The organism is Lactobacillus sp. UMNPBX19 (assembly GCF_002553805.1).
Taxonomy (GTDB): domain Bacteria; phylum Bacillota; class Bacilli; order Lactobacillales; family Lactobacillaceae; genus Lactobacillus.
The window spans coordinates 1-2,264 of sequence record NZ_PCYR01000056.1 but is presented as its reverse complement, the minus strand read 5'-3'; the positions used below and the strand labels follow the sequence as shown (position 1 = coordinate 2,264).

2 protein-coding genes are annotated in these 2,264 nt (G+C 34.5%); both read right to left on the bottom strand.

The genetic code is table 11. The features are described from left to right. Positions 1-204 precede the first annotated feature (204 nt). Complete coding sequence (locus CP370_RS08960; RefSeq protein WP_013085970.1) at positions 205-1,533, bottom strand: RNA-guided endonuclease TnpB family protein; 1,329 nt, start codon at positions 1,531-1,533, stop codon at positions 205-207. After that, positions 1,517-2,140, bottom strand: coding sequence for an IS607 family transposase (locus tag CP370_RS08955; protein WP_065991183.1), 624 nt, complete (start codon positions 2,138-2,140; stop codon positions 1,517-1,519). The genes CP370_RS08960 and CP370_RS08955 overlap by 17 nt, the downstream gene beginning before the upstream one ends. Positions 2,141-2,264: the final 124 nt, after the last annotated feature.

The following is a 2,264-nucleotide window of genomic DNA, read 5'->3' as shown; positions in this document are numbered from 1 at the left end:
ATGTTAGAAAATATTGGTTAAATATATCCACTTTATTTTATTTGAATACATTTTCCTATCTTATCTTCGTTTATTAATATCTGCTTTCAACCTTTTTAGCACACTCCCAAACTTTTGCTAGCTTAGAAACTATAAGGACAACTTTACAAAAGCGTCAACCGATAAACTTGGATAAGATTTATATTTCCTTTGCTAAGTAGTGCCCTAAAACTTAGGACTCCATTTAACTGGACGTAACACTACGCCCGCTATCTCGTCATTCACTTGGAAATTCGAGAATACTTTTCTAATTATTTGCAAAGCTCCGTTAATATCCGCATTGATTAAGCGGTCATCATTAGCTTTAAACAAACCACGTTTAATTCGTCTGTTAACAGGGCTTTTACCTTGTCGCTTTCTGCTTTTATTGCCGTTTTCCCAACAAGGCTGTTCATGATCTAAACTACTAGTTTGACTAGTGTAACTTTCGTTAGTTTGAATAACAGTAATTCCTGCTAAATTAGCCTTGTACTTAATCATGTCGATCATCACCTGGTGAGGAATCCCAATAAAGTTTTGATTATTTCTTTTCCCCATATTTGAACTTCTTTTCCATGATTTGTTCTTACCAATGACAATTGTGTTTGCCTCACAGTTTAACGCATAATCCACGATACGTTTAGATGCTTTGTGGGCAAATTGCCTAATTTTGTCATTGCGCCAAGCGGTAATTTTCTTCATGGCTTGGGTATCTTGATAGACAACTTTCTTACCTTGTTTGGTATTAATTATTCGTTCAAGCTGATGGTGTCTAGCTTGAAGCTGTCTTAATTCAGCACGCTTTTTATTATAATACTGGTTAACCGACTTAATTCCACGACCGTTAATGAGTAGTGGACGATTACCAGTGTTAGAAGCGCAAGCAAAAGCATTATCAATTCCAGGATCAATCCCAATATATTTACCGTTATCTGGTAAGTATTTAATTTCTTTATTGGCTTTATATGGAACAATTACTTTATAACCATTAGCGACAGGTTTAAAAGCAACGCGTCCAATTTTTTCAATATTAGGCGCAAGTTTTAGCTTTAAATCCAATTTTGGAACAATCAAATAGCCATCTTTAACTTTAGCGTTCTGATTAGTCACAAAGAAGGTATGGCGTTTGTCCCGTAAATAACGGGGCAATCTTGGTTTTCCGCTAAACTTACTAGGATTAGCTTTGTAGGCTTTCAGCGCTTTAAAGAATGCCTGCCAAACAGTTGTGACCTCTCTTAAAGTCTGTTGTGCCGATTGGACATAGCCTAAGCTATGATAAAGCATTAACTCACGCTTTTGATAACGCTCTTTAAATATTTGATCGAGTTGACTATAGCCTTTAATATATCTTTTCTTAAAGAAACCTTGTCTTAAGTCAAAAAGGGCACGGTTGTACAAATTGTGTGCTACTAAAGAATACTCATCAAGCTTCGGATTAGCTTTAATCAGATATTCACTGGCTAATTGCTCATATTGCAGATCATTTCTAGGAACTTGCTTATTCTTTTTTGCCATCTTTTTCACCGCCTTTCTGATTTAAGGTGCTTTCTATAAGCTTACGTTCCACTCGTCTATGAGAATATTCTCTCATAGAGAAGCAATGCAGTAGGCTGATAATTTCTTCAAACAGCTCTTCTTCATCAGTCTTAGGATTCAGCTCATTTGAGATAGTTTCAATCGCTGTCCCGTAGTTTTTAAACAAGTATTCAAATAGCTCAAACCCTACACGACTCAATCTATCTTGATGAGTAATGATTACTCTTTCAACTTTGCCTGCCAAAACTAAGTCTAATAATTTAAAGAACTGTTTTCGATTTTTAAAAGAGATGCCACTGGCAATATCTGAAAAGGAATTATCGACATGATAGCCTTTATTTTCAGCGAAATCACGTAATTCTTGCATTTGATTAGCTAAATCATGTTTTTGCTTATAAGTAGAAACACGACCATAGAGAATAGTCTGACGAGGAGTATGTTTATTTTTAAACAACCAAACCGAATCATCGTCAAACTCAAATTGACCTGTTGGCTTTTGAACAGCTTTAATAAAACCTTTTTCACGATAACGCTTCAAAGTTGAGCGGCTAATTTGAAGTATTTCCATTACTTGATTAGCTTTCATAGTTTCACCTCCTTAACTAATATTATATCATATGTATTCAATAAATAGGCGAAAAGAAAATAAAAAGATCATATTATTACATCAAGACTAATAATATGATCTAATTTAGTTAATTATTTCTTAC

Bases quoted from the DNA above. Each gene is read 5' to 3' on its own strand.
- CP370_RS08955 (WP_065991183.1), bottom strand. From the start codon at position 2,140: ATGAAAGCTAATCAAGTAATGGAAATACTTCAAATTAGCCGCTCAACT.
- CP370_RS08960 (WP_013085970.1), bottom strand. From the start codon at position 1,533: ATGGCAAAAAAGAATAAGCAAGTTCCTAGAAATGATCTGCAATATGAG.